Genomic DNA, 17,692 nt, shown 5'->3' on the forward strand with positions numbered 1-17,692 from the left:
GCGCCCTCGACAGCTCCGCAGCGCCCGCGTGGTCGAAAACACGCCCCGGGCCCCGGCGGCGGAGCCGTAGAGTGATCGCATGCAGGTCATCCAGTCCAGCAAGCTCGCCAATGTCTGTTACGACATCCGCGGCCCGGTGCTCGACGAGGCGATGCGACTGGAGGAGCAGGGGCATCGCATCCTCAAGCTGAACACGGGCAACCCGGCCGCGTTCGGTTTCGAGGCGCCGCCCGAGATCCTCCAGGACATCCTGCGCAACCTCGCCTCCGCGCACGGCTACGGCGACTCCAAGGGCCTGCTCGCCGCGCGCCGTGCGGTGGTCATGCAGTACGAGGAGCGCGGGCTGCACGGGCTGAGCGTGGATGACGTCTTCCTCGGCAACGGCGTCTCCGAGCTGATCCAGCTCGCGATGACCGCGCTGCTGGACGACGGCGACGAAGTACTGGTCCCGGCCCCCGACTACCCGCTGTGGACGGCCTCGGTCAGCCTGGCCGGCGGCACGGCCGTGCACTACCGCTGCGACGAGCTCTCCGAGTGGTACCCGGACCTGGCGGACATCGAGGCCAAGGTCACCGACCGGACCCGGGCGATCGTGGTGATCAACCCCAACAACCCGACCGGCGCGGTCTATCCGCAGGAGGTGCTGGAGGGGATCGTCGAGATCGCCCGCCGGCACAAGCTGGTCGTCTACGCGGACGAGATCTACGACAAGATCCTCTACGACGACGCGGTGCACGTGCCGCTGGCCACGCTGGCCCCCGACCTGTTCTGCGTCACCTTCAACGGGATGTCCAAGGCCTACCGGGTGGCCGGCTTCCGGTCCGGCTGGATGGTGCTCTCCGGCGACCGGCACCGGGCCCGCAGCTACATCGAGGGCCTGACCGTGCTGGCCAGCATGCGGCTGTGCGCCAACATGCCCGCACAACACGCGGTGGCGGCGGCGCTCGGCGGCCGGCAGTCGATCAAGGACCTGGTCCTGCCGGGCGGGCGGCTGCTGGAGTCCCGGGACGCGGCCTACCGGCTGCTCAACGACATCCCCGGGGTCAGCTGCGTGAAGCCGAAGGGCGCGCTGTACGCGTTCCCGCGGCTCGACCCGTCGGTCTACAAGATCAAGGACGACGCGCAGATGGTGCTCGACCTGCTGCGCGCCCAGCGGATCCTGATCGTCCAGGGCAGCGGCTTCAACTGGCCCGAGCCGGACCACTTCCGGCTGGTCACGCTGCCCCGCCCGGAGGAGATCGAGGACGCGGTCACCCGGATCGGCGACTTCCTGTCGGGGTACGTGCAGCCGTAGCACGCCGCGGAACGGCGACGGCCGCGGCCCCCTTGCACGGGGGCCGCGGCCGTTTCGCGCACCGTTGCCGGTGCGGTGGTCAGCGGTCCGGCCGCCGCGCCACTGGGCAGCGGCGGCCGGACCTGGTCTTGGTGGCTCAGCCGGTCGCTCAGCCGAGGCGCTTGACCAGCGCCCGGTACTCGTCCCACAGCTCGGCGGGGGTGTGCTCGCCGAACAGCTCCAGGTGGGCCGGGATCAGCGCGGCCTCCTGGCGCCAGATGTCGGTGTCGACCGAGAGCAGCAGCTCCAGGTCCTCGGCCGACAGGTCCAGGCCGTCCAGGTCGAGCGCGTCCTTGGCCGGCAGCACGCCGATCGGGGTCTCGACGCCCGCGCCGGTGCCCTGCAGGCGCTCGACGATCCACTTCAGCACGCGGCTGTTCTCGCCGTAGCCCGGCCAGACGAACTTGCCGGCGGCGTTCTTGCGGAACCAGTTGACGTAGTAGATCTTCGGCAGCTTGCTGGCGTCGGCGGCGGCGCCGAGCTTGATCCAGTGCGCGAAGTAGTCGCCCATGTTGTAGCCGCAGAAGGGCAGCATCGCGAACGGGTCGCGGCGCAGCTCGCCCACGGTGCCCTCGGCGGCGGCGGTCTTCTCGGAGGCGATGTTGGAGCCCAGGAAGACGCCGTGCTGCCAGTCGAAGGACTCGGTGACCAGCGGGACGGCGGTGGCGCGACGGCCACCGAACAGGATGGCCGAGATCGGCACACCCGCCGGGTCCTCCCACTCGGGAGCGATGGTCGGGCACTGCGCGGCCGGGACGGCGAACCGCGCGTTCGGGTGGGCCGCCGGCGTCCCGCTCTGCGGGGTCCAGTCGTTGCCGCGCCAGTCGGTCAGGTGGGCCGGCGGCTCCTCGGTCAGGCCCTCCCACCAGACGTCGCCGTCGTCGGTCAGCGCGACGTTGGTGAAGACGGTGTTGCCCCAGAGGGTCTCGATCGCGTTCGCGTTGGTGTCCACGCCGGTGCCGGGGGCGACGCCGAAGAAGCCGGCCTCCGGGTTGATCGCGTAGAGCTGCCCGTCGGCGCCGAAGCGCATCCAGGCGATGTCGTCGCCGATCGTCTCGACCTTCCAACCCGGGATGGTGGGCTGGAGCATGGCGAGGTTGGTCTTGCCGCAGGCGCTCGGGAAGGCGGCGGTAACGTACTTGACCTCACCATTGGGCGCGGTGAGCTTCAGGACGAGCATGTGCTCGGCCAGCCAGCCCTCGTCGCGGGCCATGGTGGAGGCGATGCGCAGCGCGTAGCACTTCTTGCCGAGCAGGGCGTTGCCGCCGTAGCCCGAACCGAAGGACCAGATCTCCTTGGTCTCCGGGAAGTGCGAGATGTACTTCGTGGTGTTGCACGGCCACGGCACGTCCGCTTCGCCCTCGGCCAGCGGGGCGCCGACGGTGTGCACGGCCTTGACGAAGTCCCCGTCTTCGCCGAGCTGGTCGAGCACGGCCTGGCCCATCCGGGTCATCACGCGCATCGAGACGGCGACGTAGGCGGAGTCGGTGATCTCGACGCCGTACGCGGCCAGCGGGGAGCCGACCGGGCCCATCGAGAACGGCACGACGTACATCGTGCGGCCCTTCATCGCGCCCCGGAACAGGCCCTGCTCGCCCGAGAAGATGGCCCGCATCTCGGCGGGCGCCTTCCAGTGGTTGGTCGGGCCGGCGTCCTTCTCCTGCTCGGAGCAGATGAAGGTGCGGTCCTCGACACGGGCCACGTCGCTCGGGTCGGAGGCGGCGTAGTAGGAGTTGGGCCGCTTCTCGGGGTTGAGCTTCTTGAAGGTGCCGAGCTCGACGAGCTGGTCGGCGAGGCGCTGGTACTCCTCTTCCGAACCGTCGCACCACACGACGCGCTCGGGCTGGGTGAGCTCAGCAATCTCGCTGACCCAGGCCAGCAGGCGGTGGTGGCGGGTGGGTGCCGCGACGCTGACGGCAGAGTTCTCGTACGACACGATCGCTCCGTTTCACGCCTGATCGATCATGGACAGGCGTCCGGGGGGTTGAGGGTGGTTACACCGTAGCTCCGCCCTTCAAGCCCCAACACGGCACAGTGGCAGCCTTGCCTCAACTTTTGCTACTCATTGGCCAAAAACTGGGCGTTCAGCGGGCGATTACGTCAGGGCCCGGAGTCGCCTCGATCACACTCGACTACTCCACATTGTCCAAAAGTGACTGAGCCCACTTCCTACTTATAAGTAACCTACGCGTGCGTAGGTAGCATGAGCGGCATGACTGCGGATCAGAACTCGGCGGCTGCTGCTGCCGATGCGGGCCTGCCACTGCCCACGGAGGCGGGTGCGCTCGGGGCCACGGACGCGCTCCAGACCACGGGGGCGTCACTGCTGCCCGCCAAGCCCGCCTGGCGCGGTTGGCTGCACGCCGGGATGTTCCCGGCCGCCGTCGCGGGGGGCATCGTGTTGATCTCCCTCGCCGACTCGCCCCGGGCGCGGCTCGCCTGCGCGATCTACTCGGTGAGCGCCTGGCTGCTCTTCGGCATCAGCGCGGTCTACCACCGGTTCACCTGGGGCCCGCGCGGCGACGCGATCCTGCGCCGGCTCGACCACGCGAACATCTTCCTGATCATCGCCGGGTCCTACACGCCGTTCACCATCCTGCTGCTGCACGGCGGTCGGCGTGAGCTGCTGCTCTGGCTGGTCTGGGGCGGCGCGCTGGCGGGGATAGCCTTCCGGGTCTTCTGGGTCGGCGCGCCGCGCTGGCTCTACACGCCCTGCTACCTCGCACTCGGCTGGGCCGCGGTGTTCTTCCTACCCGACTTCCTGCGCACCGGCGGCGTCGCGGTCGTCGTGCTGCTGATCATCGGCGGCCTGCTCTACAGCGCCGGCGGCGTGGTCTACGGGCTCAAGCGGCCGAACCCGTCACCGCGCTGGTTCGGGTTCCACGAGGTCTTCCACGCCTTCACGCTCGGCGCGTTCATCGTGCAGTACGTGGGTGTCTCGCTGATCGCCTACACCGTGGCCGGCTGACTCGACTCGACACTCCAGATCGTCCACATGGACCGGGGTGCACGGCCCCGACGGCCAGGTAGGCCCGCCCGCCGGTCAGCCGGCCTGACGGGCCTGCTGGTCACGGCGGGCCACCGCTTCGGCGCCCAGTTCGCGCGCCCGCCGGCAGCGCTCGCAGTGCGCGGCGTCCGCACGCCCCTCATGGCGCTCGGCGTGCACCGGCGGATGCCCCGCGCGCCGGAAACGGCGCGCGACATGGACCATCACCAGCAGGGCCTCCACCGAGGCGACCACCCAGACCAGTGCGGCCCCGTCGGCCAGGTAGGCCGCGACGACGGCCAGCGCGGCGCCGACCACGGCGACCATGCCCCAGAACTGCAGGTCCCGCGCATCCTTCACGGCCCTCGCCACCTCTCCCCACTCTGACCCAGTGGTACATCGTATCTACCGACGGTGACAGGGAGTAGTCGAGGTAGGGCGAACAGCACGTCAATGTTTCATCAACTCCGGGTGCCGCGACGGGCGCCCAAGAGCCGCGCCCGACCGGGCACTTGGCGCAGATCTTGACGGTCGGAGGTGAACAGGGGCGTGCGCGCCCCTGCGGCTTGGGGCCTCCCGGCCGAAGGCTGGGGGAGAGTCCGCAGGGACGCGCACGGTTCCGGGTGCCGCCGCCTACGCGCTCGCGCGGCGGCGGCGCACGGCCAGGCCCACCCCGGTCAGCGCGGTCAGCCCGAGGGCCGCGGCGGCGGTGACGGCGGGGACGTCGACCGCGCCGGTCGCACTGCCGGCGCCGGCGGCGGCCGTGGCACCGGTGGCCGAGAACCCGCCGCCCAGACCCGCCTTGTCGTAGGCCGAGCCGGGCAGCTTGTCGCCGTACCGCTGGTGCACCAGCTTCTGGTACGCCGCCAGGCTCACCCCGCCCGCGCCTACGGAACTGCGCGCCTCCGCGTCCAGCGGCAGCACCCGCCCGCCGCGCAGCACGTACCAGGCGTTGACCTGCGGCTCGCGGAAGACCGTGCCACCGCCGCCGGCCGCGCCGAGCGCCGCGTAGTCGGTCTCGTCGCTGCCGGAGGCGATGTTCACCACCCGCCAGCCGCCGTTCTGCCGCACCGTCCAGACCGAGGCGGTGCGGCCGTCGGGCGTGGCCACTTTGGTGGCGGTGAAGTCCGGCCTGGCCACCGCCGCACCCTTGGCACCGGCCACGAAAGCGGGGTCCAGCGTGTAGACCGGGACGGTGGCACCGACCAACCGCGGTGCCGCCGCCGCGTCCGGGGCGGCGGCGAGGTGCTGGGCCGGCTGCACTCGCTGCGCCGGGGGCACCGTGTCATGGGCGAAGAAGCGCCCCAACTGGTCGAGCACGGCGGGGGCTTGGACCGCGCCGTGGGCAGCGGCCAGGTCGCTCTGCGGCACGGCGGCCGGGGCCGTCCCCGGGGCGTCGGCCTGCGCGAGGGGGGTCGCGAGCAGCCCGGCACCGGCGGCGAGCACGGCCGCGGTGACCGCGCGCAGGATGTTCTGACGGTTCGTCATGATGGCCTCCTCACGCGCCGATCTGGTACAGGGAGTGGGTCCAGGAGAAGGAGCCGTTGCTCACGTAGTAGTTGTAGTCCGCCCAGTTGTAGCGGTAGTCCGAGGGCCAGGGGTCGCCCCAGTAGACCCAGTTGTTGCTGAGGTCGTAGCCGTAGAGCACCTCCATGTGGCCGCCGCCCGAGGACCACTGGATCCGGGTCTCCACCGGCCGGTTGTTGTTGATCTCGTTCTGCACCGTGCCGTAGTAGAGGGACCCGGACACGTAGCTGCCCGGGTTGATGCCGATCCAGCTCAGCGCGTTCTGCACATCGTCCAGCGCCGCCTGGCTGTTGGGGCAGGAGGAGTCGATGGAGCGGCCGAACGCGGCGTCGCAGAACTGGTTCTGGCTGTAGTTGTAGCCGTACCAGGCGGCGATGGTGTCGCCGCTGGCCGCCCAGCACCAGTTGGAGTTCTGCTGTTGCTGCATACCGATGTTGAGGGTCTTCGAGCTGCCGTCGGCGGCCGTCTGCGCGCCGGCGGCGAAGGCCGGGCGGGCCTGGGCGAGCGGGCGCTGCGCCGTGGCGCCGGCCCCGGTGGCGGGCTCGGCGGCGGCGCCGGCCGGGGAGCCGGCGGCCACGGTCAGCGCCGGGCCGAGCGCGGCCAGCGCGACCACGGCGAGCGCCTTGCGCAGGCGCCCGGTGGCCCGGGATGGTCTGGAAGCGGACATGGCGTTTCCTCCTTGCGGGCAAGCAGGGAAAGGAAGTGGGGGACACGCGAACCCCGACGCCGTTCGCGGGCGGCGGCGAGGTGTGACAGAGCATCAGGCCGTTGACCGGCCCTGGTCAACGGCGTTCCCGGCGCCACCGCGTCAGGTGTGAATGCCGTCCCGCGAGTGTGAACGCCACCGGCCGCTGCTCTCCGCAGGGGTGACAAGGGGCGCCGGGCGTGTGAATATTCACCACCATCACCGCAGTTGGGAGGCCGCCTTGGGGCGCGTATCAACCCGCACGGCACCGCGCGGCGGCCAACCCGAGCTGGCCACGGTGCTGCGCACCGGCCCCTTCCACCTCGCACTGCGCACCGCGCTGGCCGCGCGCGGGCTGGCCCTGCACCGGGTGCAGCAGCACCTGGCGCAGCGCGGCGTGCACGTCGGGGTGACCAGCCTCAGCTACTGGCAGCAGGGTCGGCGGCGCCCCGAGCGGGCCGAATCACTGCGTGCGGTACGGGCGTTGGAGGAGGTCCTGGGACTGCCCGCGGACTCGCTGACCCGGCTGCTCGGCCCGCGCCGGGCACCCTTGGCCGAGCCGCCGCCGACCGTGACCACCCGCCCCTACCGCGACCTGATCTCCCCCGGCGACGCGGTGGACGAGTTGCTCGCCGAACTCCCCGGGCCGCGCGACACCGGCCTGCACACCCTCACCCACATCGAGCGGATCCGGGTCGGCGCCGACCGCCAACTGCTGCGCCGCGACTCGCAGCACGCGGTGCGCGCCCACCGCGACGGCATCGACCGGTACCTGGCGATCTACCAGGGCGACCCGGGCTGCGACGTCTCCCGGGTGCTGGTGCGGGCCGAGGAGAACTGCCGCCCGGGCCGGATCGGCCGCGACCAGGCCTCCCGACTCGTGATCGCCGAGCTGCTGCTGGACCGCCGGCTGCGCACCGGCGAGACGCACCTGCTCGGCTACGGCTTCGACGACGCCCCCGCGCCCGGCCCGAGCGGCGAGTTCGTGCGCGGCTTCAACTCCGGCACCGGGCAGTACGTCCTACAGGTGACCTTCCACCCGGCCGCGCTCCCGGTGCGCTGCCACCGCTTCGCGAGCAGCACGCCGGGAGCCGAGCCGTACGAGCGCGAGGAGCTCACGCTGGACGGCCAGCACGGCGTGCTCCTGGTCGCCGCCGGGCTGGCGCCGTGCCTGCTGGGGATCAGGTGGGACTGGGCGTGAAGCCGAGGACCACGCAGTCCTCCACCGGCCGGTAGCCGAGCTTCTGGTAGATCGAGTTGCTGGTGGGGTTGGCCAGGTCGGTGTAGAGCAGCACCTGCGCCGCCCCACGCTCACCCGCCAGCGCCGAGACGGCGGCCGTCGCCGCGCTGGCGTAGCCGTGTCCGCGCAGCTCGGGCGGGGTGTAGACCGGGCCGATCCGGGTCATCCCCGCGAGCACCGGGGAGAGCCCCGCCAGCGCGACCGGGCGGCCCGCGACCTCCCAGAGGTGGAGTTCACCGTTGGCGGTGCGGCGGGCGACCAGGTCCTCCAGCTGGTGGAACGTCATGTTGACCTCGACGAAGAAGGCCTCGAACCAGCCGAGCAGCAATGCGTGGTCCGCCGGGACGGCCTGCCGGAACCGGCCGGCGACCGTGGGCACCGTCAACTCGCCCAGCCGGTACAGCCGCTCCTCCACCTGCACGGTGACCGTGCCGCCCGAGCGCTCGGCCCAGGCCGCGGCGAACGCCCGTGCCTCGCGCACGCCGCCCGAGACACCCGTCAGCTCGGGCCCGTCGAACAGCGCGGCCGCAAGCTCGGTGGCCGCCTCGGGCGGCATCTCACCGAGCCGGAGCGGCTGCGGCGGGGTCTGCAGCCAGGCCCCCGCCACCGGCGACTCGGCACTCGGGCGCCACCAGCCGAAGCGCGGGGGCTTGTTCGGGTCGCCGCCGACCGCACTGCCGGCCGCCAGCCGGTTCACCAGCGTGAGCAGGACGGTGTTCCGCGCCGGGTGCGCCTGAAGGAAGTCCCCGGCAGCTGCGCGGAACTCGGCGAGCGAATCGGTGAAGGTCCAGGTCATCTCCCGATGCTGGCCCATGCCCCCGCCGAACGCACCCGAATTACCGGACCCGCGTGCCGAGTTCCTCCCCCAGCACCACCGGGTCCGCCGTCGGCGCCTGGCAGGCGAAGTGGCGGCACACGTACGCCGCCGGCCTGCCGTCGAGCAGCGGCCGGTCCGCCAGCAACGGCACCTCGTCCCCCGCACCCGCCTCGCCGACGGCCACCACCGCGCCGGGCGCGGTGGCCAGCAGCGCGGTGCGGCGCAGCGCGACGGTCCGCGGATCGCCGGCCGGGCCGACCACCGCCACCTCGCGCGGTCCGTCCAGCAGCGCCTCGGCCGCCGCCAGCCCCCACCCGATGAACCGCGGCGCCTGCCCCGCCAGGGCCCCGACCACGCCCAACGCCCGCTCGGCGGCGGTGCGGTGGCGCTCGGAGCCGGTGTACGCGGCGTAGCTCAGCAGCGCCTGCGCGGCGGCGGTCCAACCGGACGGGGTGGCATTGTCGGTCGGGTCCTGCGGGCGCCGGATCAGCTCCTCCGCGTCATCCGCCGTGTCGTACAGGCTTCCTGACGCATCGTCGGTGAAGTGCTCGAGCACCGTGTCGAGCAGCCCGCCCGCGAGCCCCAGCCACTCGGCCTCCCCGGTCACCGCGTAGAGCGCCAGGAACCCCTCGGCCACGTCCGCGTAGTCCTCCAGGACCCCCGCGTTGGCCCCAGGGTGCCCGTCCCGCGAGGTGCGCAACAGCCGCCCCGGTGCGGTCAGATGGACGCTCAGCAGCAGGTCGGCGGCCCGCTCGGCGGCCGCCACCAGGTCCGGGCGGTCCAGCAGCGCACCGGTCTCGGCGAGCGCGGCGATCGCCAGCCCGTTCCAGGCGGCCACCACCTTGTCGTCCCGCGCCGGCGCCGGGCGCTCGGCCCGCGCCGCCAACAGCCGCTCGCGCACCCGGCGGTGCGCGCCCGCGTCCTCGGGATCCCGCAGCAACTGCAGCACCGAGGCACCCTCTTCGAAGGTGCCCGCCTCGGTCACGCCGAACAGCTCGCCCGCCAGCGCCCCGTCCGCCTCCCCCAGCGCCTCGGCCAGCTCGGCGGGCGTCCAGACGTAGTACGCCCCCTCGCGGTGCGCACCCTGGGCGTCCACGCTGTCGGCATCCAGCGCCGAGGCGAACCCGCCCTGCGCCGTGCCCAGTTCACGCACCAGGAAGTCCGCCGTCTCCAGCGCCACCCGCCGGGCCCGCTCCTGGCCGGTGGCCCGCCACAGGTGCAGGTAGACCCGGATCAGCAGCGCGTTGTCATACAGCATCTTCTCGAAGTGTGGCACCACCCAGCCCGCATCCACCGAGTACCGCGCGAACCCGCCGGCCAACTGGTCGTAGATCCCGCCGCGCGCCATCGCCTCGGCCGTCCGCTCCACCAACTCCAGCGCCACCTCGGACCCGGTCCGCGCGTGGTGCCGCAACAGGAACTCCAACACCATCGACGGCGGGAACTTCGGCGCCCCACCGAACCCGCCCCGCACCGGATCGAAGCTGCGGCTCAACCCCGTCAACGCCTGGTGCAACTCCGCCTTCCCCGGCGGATTGCCACCCCCCGCCCCGTACACCCCAGCCCGCTGCGCCAACTCCACCCGGATCCGCCCCGCGACCTCGGCCACCTCGTCCGGCCGCTCCCGCCAGGCCGCGTCCACGCCCTCCAACACCTGCCGGAAGGACGGCATCCCATGCCGCGGCTCGGGCGGGAAGTACGTCCCGAAGTAGAACGGCTCCTTGCCCGGAGTGAGGAACACCGTCATCGGCCACCCACCCTGCCCGGTCGCCGCCTGCACCGCCTCCATATAGACGGCATCGACGTCCGGCCGCTCCTCGCGGTCCACCTTCACCGCGACGAAGTGCTCGTTCAGGTAGGCCGCAACCGCCTCGTCCTCGAACGACTCGTGCGCCATCACGTGACACCAGTGGCACGCCGCATACCCGACGGAGAGCAGTACCGGCACCCCACGCCGCTCCGCCTCCGCGAACGCCTCGGGGGACCACTCCCACCAGTCGACGGGGTTGTCGGCGTGCTGCTGGAGGTACGGGGAGGTGGCATCGGCCAGGCGGTTCACCATGGCCGGAGTATCTCAGCCGACTGGCCCGCTGCGCGGACTGCCCCGCCAACACGCCGCGGAACTGACCTCACTATTCGAACGAAAGTCCACAGGTCGGTGATCTACCTCGCCGCGCGGAGCGTCCGGGCCGAATAAACCGCTGTTCTCCGCCGCAGGGTGCCCGCACCTCGTCGATCATGGCCAGTAATGGACCCGTACCGGCGGGTAGATAAAGTGGCGCGGTTAAGTGAATGGAAATCGGGCAACTACTGCCAGTTCATCGACAAGATCGGGAAGGACATAGTCTCGGATATTACGACCTGCGTGATTCGCGGAATGCTGACCACCTATACGCAGTCAACGGCTGCAATGTACGGGATACCGCTCGTCGACGATGTCTACTGCGGGCTGGCATGGGACTCGAAGCGACGGAACTGGGATGCCTCCGCGACGCGATTGCCCATAGCGGACGGAAAACCTCTCCTACTCGTCCCGAAGGTGATCGTACGACACGACCTCCTCCTCACGAAGCAGGAGCTCTTGGGGTTCTCACCCCGATACGCGGGTCCCGTCGAGATAGAGGCCTCCCGCAACGCGGACCAGCTCATCGGCCTTCTTCTCGACTTCAGCGACGAAGGCTGGCGGTGCTTCGCTGATCACGTATTCCTCACTGGGGAGGTACTCCCAGGACCACGTCATGCGCCCAGCACCCGGTAGGCGGCCCGGATGATCTCGGCAGCGGTGAGGGCATAACGCCGAGAGTCATCAGGCTCCTCCGTCACCTGCACGAGGTACTCGGCTCGGCGGAGCTTGGCGGCTGTTTCCGGATGCCGTTCGATCTCGACCACGACAGCCCACCGCAGGAGGAACCCTCGGAGAGGATCGAGGGTGTCGGAGTCGATGGCCTTGGTGATCGCTTCGGCCTGCTCGGTCTGCATCTCCAGCAGGCGGTCCGGGGCTACAACGGCAAGGGCAGCCTTGAGAGCGGTGATGGTCCGCTCCGGGCGCGGGATCAGCTCTTCGGCGTGGTGCTCCGGCTGTGCGGTCACGTCTGCTCCGTGCGTGTAGGCCGCTACCACGCTACAACGCGGCAGGCCCGCTGATCCTCCGATTCGGGTGACACATCGCCCCTTGCCTGCCCCTCCCAGTGACACGCCGCATACCCGACCGAGAGCAGCACCGGCACACCCCGCCGCGCCGCCTCCGCGAACGACTCGGGGCTCCACGGCCACCAGTCCACGGGGTTGTCGGCGTGCTGCAAGAGGTACGGAGAGGTGGCGCCGGCAAGTCGGTGCCGGACACCGCAGTGCCCGGGCGCCCGGGCCCGCCGGGCCCCGATCCGCTCCGTTCCGCGGGAGGGCGGCTGGAGTGGGGGCTGGTCGAGGGGCCGGACGGACCCGGGCGGTGCGGTTCAGCCGGTGGCTGCCGTCGTCACGCTCACGAGGTCTGGCCCGACGGGTGGCCGTGGCCGTGGCCGTGGCCGTGGCCGTCGTCGTGGCCGTGGTCGCAGTCGATGCGCAGGGTCAGGGAGTTGTCGGCCTCCTGGTTCTGCGCGAAGTCGATCGAGCGGTACAGCAGCTCGTGCCGGCCGTCCGTGGTCAGCGTGATCGGGCCGGTGTAGGCCGTCCAGCCGGCGCCGTCGAGGTTGTACTCGGTGCGGTCCACGCCCGAGATGTCGTCCGTGGCAGTGAGGGTGACGGTCACGTCCGTCGTGAAGACGTGGTCCTTCCGGCCGGCGGGGTCGGTGGCGGCGGTGGTGACCGGCGGCGTGGTGTCCAGCGGCAGGACGCCTTCCTCCTGCTCCATGGTCGGCTCGTCGTTCGGGGTGGGTGCGTCGGGGAGGTTGGGGGCGCCGACTCGGCCGATGGTGCCGGCGCGCAGCAGGAGGGCGGCCCAGTCGTCGTGGCCGGTGAGCCGGGTCTTCTGCCCGTCACCGTTGACGTCGGCGGTGACAAAGCCCTGCTGCTGGGTGCCGTTGCAGTTCCAGTCGACCCAGCCCTTGCTCCGCGGGGTGGTGATGAACGGGCCCTTCGGGTCGTTCTGGCAGTAGTGGACGACGTCGTAGTTCTTGCTGCTGAACGGGTAGGTGCCCTCGTTCAGGAACACCTCGTTCAGGCCGCGGGCCTCGCGGGAGTAGTCGGCGATGCCGGTGGTCGTGCCGGCGGTCAGGCCCCGGATCGAGTACGAGTAGTTCATGACGCTGAAGTACTGCGGCTTGTTGTTCGGGAGGTCCGCGTCACCGCCGTGCCGCAGGCTCAGGTTGTGGCCCAGTTCGTGCATGAAGTCGACGGCCTGTGCGGGGATCAGGGGGATGTCGGCCGAGAGGGCGCCCAGGCTGAGGATGAAGTCGCTGCCCGGGAGCGCGGCGATGCCGAGGGTGGTCGAGTCGGGCCACAGGTGGTCGGCCGAGATCGCGTAGTGGAAGATCGGGGCGCGGCCGGCGCTGACGAAGCCGCCCTTCTCCGTCTTGAGGGTGTTGAAGGCGTCCCACTGGTAGTCGCCGTTGTCGTCCAGGGTGCCGAGGTTGGCCTGCTCGGGCAGTTGCCGCGCCTTGCTGAGGGTGCCCCAGGTCGCGTTGGTGTCGAAGTTGAGGATGCTGTCCGAGCCGGCGTCGATGTGCAGGTTGATGCCAGTGGTCGGCGAGTGCTTGCTGTACGGGGAGTTCTTGAACGCCTCGACCACTTGGCGGATGGCCTGCGGGTCGAGCGCGTGGTTGTGGGTCGCGTCGGCCATCCAGTCGAGCTGGACGAAGATGTCCGGCTTGTTCACGGTGGCGCCCATCGCGGGCAGGTCGATGAACTGCGGCCCGCTGCCGTCGCCCGGATCGATGGTCACGCCGTTGCGCTTCCAGTCGTCGGGGATCCCGTCGCAGGTGGTGGAGTTGCAGTCGAAGGTGAACTGGACGGTCGGGTTCGAGCCCTCGCCACCGGTGCGACCGATCACGTAGCCGCCCGGTGCCGTCTGGGTGTAGGTGTTCGGGCCGGTGGTCGGGCTGTTCCAGCTCACCTGCACCGTGCCGGTTTCCTCACCGGCGACCCGGAAGGACGCGTTGCCCGCGCTGCCGTCCGAACCGAGGCAGGGCCCGGACGACCAGCTGGCGGAGGCGCCCGCCGCGATCGCGCTCGGCTGACTGCCGATCAGGCAGCCCCTGGTCGTGGTGAAGCTCGCGAGTGTCAGGGCGCGGTCGCTGCTGTTGGTGAAGTTCACCGTCACGCTGCCGCCCTCGCGCCGCGCGGCGGCGGCCGGCGAGATGACGGCGGCGAAGGTGAGCATGGCCAGGGCCATCACCAGTACGGCGGAGAGCCCGGTCCGCTGCGAGTGGCCGGGCCTGCCCGGTCTGCCCGGTTCTCCGACTACGGAGGGTGCACATTCTGTATCCATACCGTCACGCTAGGGCGCGCGCTGACGGTGGACCGTCATGACCTGACGGGTCGTCATCCTCTTGTCACCCTCTCGGACGCGGTCCGCTCGCCGCGGCTTCCAGCGGGCTCAGGGCGGCGGCCCGTCGGGCCGGGACGGCCGCGGCGACGGCGCCGATCGCGAGCAGGCCGTACATCAGGGTGAGCAGGTTGCTCAAGCACCCGCAATCACACAATCGGGACACCTGTTCGACCGACAACCCCTAAGATCGGTGCGACAACAGCTACTTGGCGCCACCCTGTCCGGAACTACGCGTGCAATCGAGGAGGAGATCGCATGATCCTCACAGCTACGGATGCCAGTCGTCACCGTTCCGGACACGTACGCTGAACGCCGTCGGCCCCATCACCGCTCCCCGCGCGATCGGGGGGAGTCTGTTGCTCGGGCATGTGGCTCCCTTGCTCCGCCGTCCGTTGGACTTCATGGATTCCCTCCGCCGACAGGGCCCGGTCGTGCGCGTCCTCCTCGGTCGCGTGGTCGTCTACGTCGTCACCGACGCCGAGTTGACCCACGAGATGCTGACATCGCAGTCGCGCTGTTTCGGCAAGGGCGGTCGGCTCATCGAGGCGCTCAGCCGCTTCGCGGGAAACGGCCTGGCCACAGTGCCCGACGGCGAGGCGCACCGGACACAGCGCAAGCTCATGCAGCCGATGTTCAACCGACCCTTCATCGCCGCGCGCGGTGACGTGATGTTCGATGTCGCACGGGCTGCCGTCGCTTCGTGGGCCGAGGGCGTGCCACGCGAGTTGGACGAGGACATGCAGGAGTTGACGCTTTCGGTGTTCCTGGCCGCGCTGCTGGGAAGTGAGCCGCCGGCCGAAGTGCGGCGCCGCTTCCAGCGTGTGCTCCCGGACGTGATGGCGGGCACCATCCGACAGACCGTTCTCCCCGCGTACCTGGGGAGAATCCCCACCCCGACTCAGCGGCGTCAGCAACGCGGCCTCGTCGAACTGCGCGCATCCATCAGCGATCTCGTCGATGCGCACGAGCGCCGCCGTCCCGCCGGGGACCACGGACCGGCCGGACTCCTCGACGTACTGCTCGGCGCCGGAATGAGTCGAACGCAGCTGGAGGACGAGGTGATCACGTTTGTGACCACCAACGGTCAGGCCTCGACCACGACGGTCCTGTGGGCCCTGCATGAGATCGGCCGGTCACCTGACGTCCACGAGCGCCTGCGGGCCGAAGTCGAGCAGGCCGCCCCGGGACGGCCCCTACGTGGGTCCGACCTGCCGTCGCTGGTCTACACACGGCAGGTGGTCCAGGAGACCATGCGCCTGTACGGGCCGGCCTGGCTCCTCACCCGAACGGTCAACGAGGCGACGGTTCTCGGCGGTTTCTCCATTCCGAAGGGCGCGACAGCGGTGTTCAGCCCGTACATCCTTCACCGCGATCCGAACGTCTATCCCCATCCCGGACGGTTCGACCCGGACCGCTGGTCACCGGAACGGGTCGGGTCGATTCCCCGGACCGCGTACCAGCCGTTCGGCAGCGGCACCAGGCAGTGCATCGGCGAGAACTTCGCTTGGAGCGAGATGATCATCATCCTGGCCGAGGTGGCCAAACACTGGACGCTGACCGCCGATCCCGGTGTGGTTCCGCGTATGGTGCCCAGGGTCACGATTCATCCAGACCGGGTCGTCATGACACCGCACGCCCCTTCCGCCGCGGTCGGCGACCAGTGACCACACAGCAGCGCTCTCGCGTCATCGTCCCTCCGCTGTATTGCCCGTTGCCTTCTGCCGTCCACCCGGATGCGGCGGAGATCGGTGAGAACAGCCTCGAATGGCTGGAGAGATTGGGCTTCTTCGCGCAGGCGGGCCTGCGCGAGTCGCTGGTTCGCACGAGCGCGGCAGAGTGGGCCTGCCGAATAGCGCCGCGCGGCAGCCGGCACAATCTGCAGATCGTCTCGGACTGGACGCACCTGGGATTCGCCATCGACGACTGCCGCTTCGACGCGGGTGACATGGCCCAGCAGCCGCAGGTGCTGATTCCGCTGACCATGCGGTTGATGGCACACCTGGACCACCCCGAAGCACCGGTACCCGACGATCCGTTCGCCAGAGGCCTGCGCGATCTGTCCGTCCGGGCCCGTGAGTGTGCGCCTGCGGCAGTGGTGCGCCGCTGGGTCGAGGGGAACATGGAGTGGTTCTTCGCGGTCGCCTGCCTGACGGCGTACCGGACCTCCGGTGCGATGCCGTCGCTCGCCGACTACGTCAACCTCGGCCCCAGAGACCGGGCGATGAAGCTCACCGGTGCCCTCATCGAGCTCGCCGAGGGTACCTGTCTGCCCGATGCCGAGCGTGAGTCGGCGCCGGTTCGGGCAGTGACGCAGGCGGCGAACATGCTGGTGACGATCGGTAACGATCTGTTCTCCCTGAACCGGGAGAGCGATCAGGAGGTACTGGAGTCCAACATCGTCGGTGTCATGCAGCACGAGCGCGCCTGCACTCGAGAAGAGGCGCTGCACCAGGTGGTAGCCCTGCACGACCGCATCATGTGCCGTTACCTGGTTCTGTGCGAAAGAATTCGGCCGACAGCGAGTGATCGGGTACACAGGCATCTGAACCAGCTGGACCATCTGATCCGGGGCAATCTGGAGTGGAGCGGACGCGTTTCTCGCTACCACGACGGTGACGGCCGGCCCCCGTCATCGCTGTGGGCCATGATGCCGACGGACGACCGGCCGACCGCACCTGCGGTTCCGGGCATCGCCTGGTGGTGGGACGACAGGGAACTGGCCCAGCGGTGAGGCCGTGAAGTCGCCAGTACTCCAGCAGGACTTCGACGTTCTGCCTGCTCGCGCACCAGCGCTTTCGCCGTTGCCGGCAACGGCGAAGGCCCGCGCGCGGCGCTACGCCTGTTCCGGCGTCAGCCGGGTCGTGAAGCTGAACCGGTCGCCACGGTAGAGGGAGCGGACGCACTCGATGGGGTGGCCCTCCCGGTCGCGGGAGACCCGGTTGATCAGCAGCATGGGCAGGGCCGGGCTGGTGCCGATCAGTTGGACCTCGCGGGGGGAGGCGAGGACGGTCTCGATGCGTTCGTCGGCTTCGGCGAACTGCACACCGGCCGCGCGCAGGAAGGCGTAGAGCGAGGTGGCCGGGTCGAAGTCGGTGGCGAGGGTGGGGAATCGCTGGACCGGGAGGTAGGTGCTCTCCACGCCGATCCGCTCGTCGTCGGCGAGCAGCAGGCGTTCGAGGTGCACCACGGGGGCGGCGACCGGGATCCGCAGGAGTGCGGCGAGGTCGGCTCCGGCGGGGAGCTGTTCGAGGGTGAGCAGCTGGCGCCCGGGGCGTCGGCCCTGCCGGCGGACGCCTTCGGCATAGCTGGCGAGGATGAGCGGCTGCACGAACTTGGGGCCCGCGACGACGGTCGAGCGGCCGCGGCGCTGGAGCCTGCCCTCCAGGCGCAGTTCCCTGATGGCTTGACGCACGGTCATCCGCGAGACGCCGAAGCGCTCGGCCAGCTCCCGTTCGGTGGGCACCGCGGCGCCCTGGCTCAGGGTGTCCAGGACGGTTGAGATCTTGTGCTTCACCTGGAAGTACTTGGGAGCCTCGCCGCGCTCGGGCAGGCCCTCGCGGGCAGGCCGCAGCGCGGCGGACGGTGGGGCGCTGGCCTCGGCCCGGCGTGTGGTCACCTCGTC

At 70.6% G+C, this 17,692-nt stretch carries 16 protein-coding genes and 1 pseudogene; 6 read left to right on the top strand and 11 right to left on the bottom strand.

Annotation, left to right across the window (positions count from 1 at the left end; all coding sequences use genetic code 11):
• The first annotated feature begins 79 nt into the window (after positions 1–79).
• On the top strand, positions 80–1,294 hold the full coding sequence (locus P3T41_RS04565) for a pyridoxal phosphate-dependent aminotransferase (protein WP_280687842.1): 1,215 nt from the start codon (positions 80–82) through the stop codon (positions 1,292–1,294).
• A 148-nt stretch (positions 1,295–1,442) separates the two neighbouring features.
• Here the strand turns inward: P3T41_RS04565 and P3T41_RS04570 are convergent, their stop codons facing one another.
• Entirely contained in the window at positions 1,443–3,269 is a 1,827-nt protein-coding gene (locus P3T41_RS04570; protein WP_280687844.1) for a phosphoenolpyruvate carboxykinase (GTP), read from the bottom strand.
• 276 nt (positions 3,270–3,545) lie between these two features.
• Here P3T41_RS04570 and P3T41_RS04575 point away from each other — a divergent pair, with 276 nt between their 5' ends.
• Complete coding sequence (locus P3T41_RS04575) at positions 3,546–4,301, top strand: hemolysin III family protein (protein WP_280687846.1); 756 nt, start codon at positions 3,546–3,548, stop codon at positions 4,299–4,301.
• A 75-nt stretch (positions 4,302–4,376) separates the two neighbouring features.
• On the opposite strand, the gene P3T41_RS04580 is transcribed toward P3T41_RS04575, so the two are convergent.
• The 3 genes from P3T41_RS04580 to P3T41_RS04590 all read right to left on the bottom strand — a co-directional run bounded on the left by P3T41_RS04580 (position 4,377) and on the right by P3T41_RS04590 (position 6,513).
• Positions 4,377–4,679 (bottom strand): hypothetical protein, encoded by a 303-nt coding sequence (locus P3T41_RS04580; protein ID WP_280687848.1) that lies wholly within the window; start codon positions 4,677–4,679, stop codon positions 4,377–4,379.
• Positions 4,680–4,952: 273 nt separating this feature from the next.
• Positions 4,953–5,807, bottom strand: coding sequence for a hypothetical protein (locus tag P3T41_RS04585; protein ID WP_280687850.1), 855 nt, complete (start codon positions 5,805–5,807; stop codon positions 4,953–4,955).
• Between the two features lie 10 nt (positions 5,808–5,817).
• Positions 5,818–6,513 (bottom strand): papain-like cysteine protease family protein, encoded by a 696-nt coding sequence (locus P3T41_RS04590; RefSeq protein WP_280687852.1) that lies wholly within the window; start codon positions 6,511–6,513, stop codon positions 5,818–5,820.
• A 259-nt stretch (positions 6,514–6,772) separates the two neighbouring features.
• On the opposite strand from P3T41_RS04590, the gene P3T41_RS04595 reads away from it, so the two are divergent.
• Positions 6,773–7,732, top strand: a complete 960-nt coding sequence (locus tag P3T41_RS04595) for a helix-turn-helix transcriptional regulator (protein ID WP_280687854.1) — start codon at positions 6,773–6,775, stop codon at positions 7,730–7,732.
• Here the strand turns inward: P3T41_RS04595 and P3T41_RS04600 are convergent.
• Together P3T41_RS04600 and P3T41_RS04605 are read right to left on the bottom strand one after the other, a co-directional pair.
• Positions 7,713–8,567: a GNAT family N-acetyltransferase gene (locus P3T41_RS04600; RefSeq protein ID WP_280687856.1), complete on the bottom strand. Its 855-nt coding sequence runs from the start codon at positions 8,565–8,567 to the stop codon at positions 7,713–7,715. The two genes, P3T41_RS04595 and P3T41_RS04600, sit on opposite strands and share 20 nt — an antisense overlap.
• Before the next feature lie 40 nt (positions 8,568–8,607).
• The gene (locus P3T41_RS04605) at positions 8,608–10,650 is read right to left on the bottom strand and encodes a thioredoxin domain-containing protein (RefSeq protein ID WP_280687858.1); all 2,043 of its coding nucleotides are present in this window, start codon (positions 10,648–10,650) and stop codon (positions 8,608–8,610) included.
• Between the two features lie 186 nt (positions 10,651–10,836).
• Between P3T41_RS04605 and P3T41_RS04610 the strand changes: the two genes are divergently transcribed.
• The gene (locus tag P3T41_RS04610; RefSeq protein WP_280687860.1) at positions 10,837–11,346 is read left to right on the top strand and encodes a hypothetical protein; all 510 of its coding nucleotides are present in this window, start codon (positions 10,837–10,839) and stop codon (positions 11,344–11,346) included.
• On the opposite strand, the gene P3T41_RS04615 is transcribed toward P3T41_RS04610, so the two are convergent.
• From P3T41_RS04615 to P3T41_RS04630, 4 genes and pseudogenes are all read right to left on the bottom strand, one after another.
• A complete protein-coding gene (locus P3T41_RS04615) occupies positions 11,325–11,678 on the bottom strand; it encodes a hypothetical protein (protein WP_280687862.1) in 354 nt (117 codons plus the stop codon). The two genes, P3T41_RS04610 and P3T41_RS04615, sit on opposite strands and share 22 nt — an antisense overlap.
• A 95-nt stretch (positions 11,679–11,773) precedes the next feature.
• A pseudogene (locus P3T41_RS04620) lies at positions 11,774–11,968 on the bottom strand (DUF255 domain-containing protein); the annotation flags it as partial.
• Between the two features lie 98 nt (positions 11,969–12,066).
• Positions 12,067–13,914 carry a hypothetical protein gene (locus tag P3T41_RS04625; RefSeq protein WP_280687864.1) on the bottom strand — a complete coding sequence of 616 codons (1,848 nt, stop codon included), beginning with the start codon at positions 13,912–13,914 and terminating at the stop codon, positions 12,067–12,069.
• Positions 13,915–14,074: 160 nt separating this feature from the next.
• Entirely contained in the window at positions 14,075–14,206 is a 132-nt protein-coding gene (locus tag P3T41_RS04630; protein ID WP_280687866.1) for a hypothetical protein, read from the bottom strand.
• A 232-nt stretch (positions 14,207–14,438) separates the two neighbouring features.
• Between P3T41_RS04630 and P3T41_RS04635 the strand changes: the two genes are divergently transcribed.
• Both P3T41_RS04635 and P3T41_RS04640 read left to right on the top strand, forming a co-directional pair.
• Positions 14,439–15,734 (top strand): cytochrome P450, encoded by a 1,296-nt coding sequence (locus tag P3T41_RS04635; RefSeq protein WP_280688050.1) that lies wholly within the window; start codon positions 14,439–14,441, stop codon positions 15,732–15,734.
• Positions 15,731–16,801, top strand: a complete 1,071-nt coding sequence (locus P3T41_RS04640) for a terpene synthase family protein (protein ID WP_280687867.1) — start codon at positions 15,731–15,733, stop codon at positions 16,799–16,801. The genes P3T41_RS04635 and P3T41_RS04640 overlap by 4 nt, the downstream gene beginning before the upstream one ends.
• Positions 16,802–16,903: 102 nt before the next feature.
• On the opposite strand, the gene P3T41_RS04645 is transcribed toward P3T41_RS04640, so the two are convergent.
• Positions 16,904–17,686: a GntR family transcriptional regulator gene (locus P3T41_RS04645; RefSeq protein ID WP_280687869.1), complete on the bottom strand. Its 783-nt coding sequence runs from the start codon at positions 17,684–17,686 to the stop codon at positions 16,904–16,906.
• Positions 17,687–17,692: the final 6 nt, after the last annotated feature.

Origin of the sequence: Kitasatospora sp. GAS204B (genome assembly GCF_029892155.1) — a bacterium.
Lineage (GTDB): Bacteria > Actinomycetota > Actinomycetes > Streptomycetales > Streptomycetaceae > Kitasatospora.